Source organism: Polaromonas sp. P1_E1_2 (assembly GCF_056406035.1).
In genome coordinates this window covers 1-2,213 of the sequence record NZ_JBFUAZ010000672.1, presented here as the reverse complement: position 1 = coordinate 2,213, position 2,213 = coordinate 1, and the positions used below count along the sequence as shown (strand labels likewise).

Genomic DNA, 2,213 nt, shown 5'->3' with positions numbered 1-2,213 from the left:
GGCATCGGCGAAACGCTCGTTCAGCTCGGCTGTATCGCCAAAGGTGTTCCAGCCCTCATCGTATTTGTTGCTGTGAAAAACAGCCACCAGGTTGAAGAGTTCGCCGCGGCGCAGTGGGTAGTGAACCAGATGGGTTTTCTCGCCGCCCCAAAGCAGCACATCGTCGCTCCATAGATGAGCCGGAACATCCTCACGCCTGAGCACGGCGCGGTAGGCGATATGCCCCGACACGCGAGGTTTGCCGTCGCCCACCACGGCTTCACGGATGCGGCTCCAGATGCCGTCTGCGCCTATCAGCGCGCTGCCTTCAACGGTTTCTCCGCCTGCAAGGTGCACAGTCACGCCGCTTTCCGACTGGTCAAACGACTCCACCCTGGCGCTGGTGCGCAAGGTGACGTTGGGCTGCGCCCGGCAGGCATTGAGGAACACCTGGTGCAGGTCGGCGCGGTAAATCACGCCATAAGGAAAGCCATAGGTGGCGCGGGCCAGGTCGCCAAGCGGGACACGGACAACCTTCTCGCCCGTGCGCACATCGTTCATGCCAAGACCGGTGGGAAAGAACGCCACACGGTTGACGGCTTCAGTGAGGCCCAGGTAGTCAAACATGCGGAAAATATTGGGACCGAGCTGGATGCCGGCGCCGATCTCGCCAAAACTCGCCGCCTGCTCCATGAGTGTCACGGCGCGCCCGTCCTGCGCGAGCACCAGGGCCGCGGCCAGCCCGCCGATGCCGCCGCCCGAGATGAGGATGGGGGATGTGTGTGACATGTGTGAGAGGGTATCAGGGGGGCTTTGACAATGATAAGTATGCTTATCATGTATGTCCCTAGTACATACCCTGAGCGCAAAGCTGAACGGTAAACTCGGCAAATGGCAAAAAGCTTTAACTTCAGCGAGGCCCCCGGGCACTTGATTCGCCGGGCGCAACAACTCGCGGTTGCGATCTTCATGGAGGAAACAGCCGGTTTTGACGCGACGCCTGTGCAGTTCGCCATCCTGAACGCCTTGATGGACGACCCGGGCGAAGACCAGATCACGCTGTCGGGCCGCGTTGCCTTTGACCCGGCCACTTTCGGCTCGGTGATCGGTCGGCTGGAAGCCAAAGGCTGGGTCAAGCGGGAGGCTGACCCATCTGACAAGCGCCGCAAATTGCTGTGGACGACGCCCGAAGGGGAAAAAGTTGCACTGCAGATGAAACGTGCTGTCAGCAAGGCACAGCAGCGCATCGTGAGTCCGCTGGATGATGACGAGCGGGTGCAGCTCGGCGTGTTGCTTGGGAAGCTGATCAGCGGCCACGAAAACGCGGCCAGGTAGCCGGCATCGGAACTGCGCGCAGACAATAAAAAACGGGGCCGTCAGCCCCGTTTTTTATTGTCTGCCTGTTTGCCAGGCCCTGGCCAAAGGCTCAGGCTGACTTGGCCACCAGGGCGAAATGCTCCACCGTGGGCGGGCCGGCAAAGAAGGGCCCGACAATGGCTCGCCAGTCGGCAAAGGCGGGCGACTGACGAAAGTCGACGGTGTGGTTTTCCAGTGTGTCCCAGAAGATCTGCAGGATGTAGCGCTCAGGGCTTTCAATGCCCTTGTTGACCTTGAAACCTTGAAAGCCCCTGGCTTTGGAAATGACTTCGCGGATGCCGCGCTGGATGGCTTCGTCAAAAGCTGCTTGCTGGCCCGGGTGAATGCGGATGTCGGCGAGTTCGAGAATCATGAACAACTTTCTGAAGTAATTAATACTGGGTAGCCGGCAACTCTACCGTCAATCCGTCGAGCGCGGGCGTGAGCTTGATCTGGCAACTGAGCCGGCTGTTGGGAAGGCGCGGCGCGGCGGTAAATGCCAGCATGCCGAGCTCTTCGCCATCAGGTGGCGGCAGGGTTTGCGTGTCCGAGGAAAAAGGCTCCTGCACGTGTACATGGCAGGTGGCGCAAGTCAGCAGGCCGCCGCAGTCGGCGGCAATGCCGTCAATGCCTGCGGCCACTGCGGCTTCCATCAGACTTTTGCCAACCTTGCCTTTTACCGGCGTGGAGCGGCTGCCCGATTCGATGAAATGGATGGTGATCATGTTTTTTTTAGGGATGGCCGTGGCGGCTAGATCCGGCTGAAGTATTCACGTCTTTGCCAGTCGTCCTGGTCCTGGGCCTCGGCATGGCGGGTGATTTCGGCCTGTTTGACTCGCGTGAGGTAAGCCACGAACGCGCTGCCGAATGCCTCCACC

4 protein-coding genes are annotated in these 2,213 nt (G+C 60.3%); 1 reads left to right on the top strand and 3 read right to left on the bottom strand.

Going from position 1 to position 2,213, the window contains the following annotated elements; genetic code table 11:
• Nucleotides 1-768: FAD-dependent monooxygenase (locus tag AC1D1P_RS21540; protein WP_477674375.1), on the bottom strand; the 768-nt coding region annotated here is incomplete at its 3' end.
• Nucleotides 769-870: 102 nt separating this feature from the next.
• Here AC1D1P_RS21540 and AC1D1P_RS21535 point away from each other — a divergent pair.
• Nucleotides 871-1,314, top strand: a complete 444-nt coding sequence (locus tag AC1D1P_RS21535) for a MarR family winged helix-turn-helix transcriptional regulator (RefSeq protein ID WP_477669095.1) — start codon at nt 871-873, stop codon at nt 1,312-1,314.
• A 91-nt stretch (nt 1,315-1,405) separates the two neighbouring features.
• Here AC1D1P_RS21535 and AC1D1P_RS21530 read toward each other — a convergent pair whose 3' ends face one another.
• Nucleotides 1,406-1,708, bottom strand: a complete 303-nt coding sequence (locus tag AC1D1P_RS21530; RefSeq protein ID WP_477669096.1) for an antibiotic biosynthesis monooxygenase family protein — start codon at nt 1,706-1,708, stop codon at nt 1,406-1,408.
• Nucleotides 1,709-1,727: 19 nt separating this feature from the next.
• On the bottom strand, nt 1,728-2,060 hold the full coding sequence (locus AC1D1P_RS21525; RefSeq protein WP_477674374.1) for a 2Fe-2S iron-sulfur cluster-binding protein: 333 nt from the start codon (nt 2,058-2,060) through the stop codon (nt 1,728-1,730).
• Nucleotides 2,061-2,213 lie beyond the last annotated feature (153 nt).

Coding starts and splice junctions, on each gene's coding strand:
- AC1D1P_RS21530 (WP_477669096.1), bottom strand. CDS start 1,708: ATGATTCTCGAACTCGCCGACATCCGCATTCACCCGGGCCAGCAAGCA.
- AC1D1P_RS21525 (WP_477674374.1), bottom strand. CDS start 2,060: ATGATCACCATCCATTTCATCGAATCGGGCAGCCGCTCCACGCCGGTA.
- AC1D1P_RS21535 (WP_477669095.1), top strand. CDS start 871: ATGGCAAAAAGCTTTAACTTCAGCGAGGCCCCCGGGCACTTGATTCGC.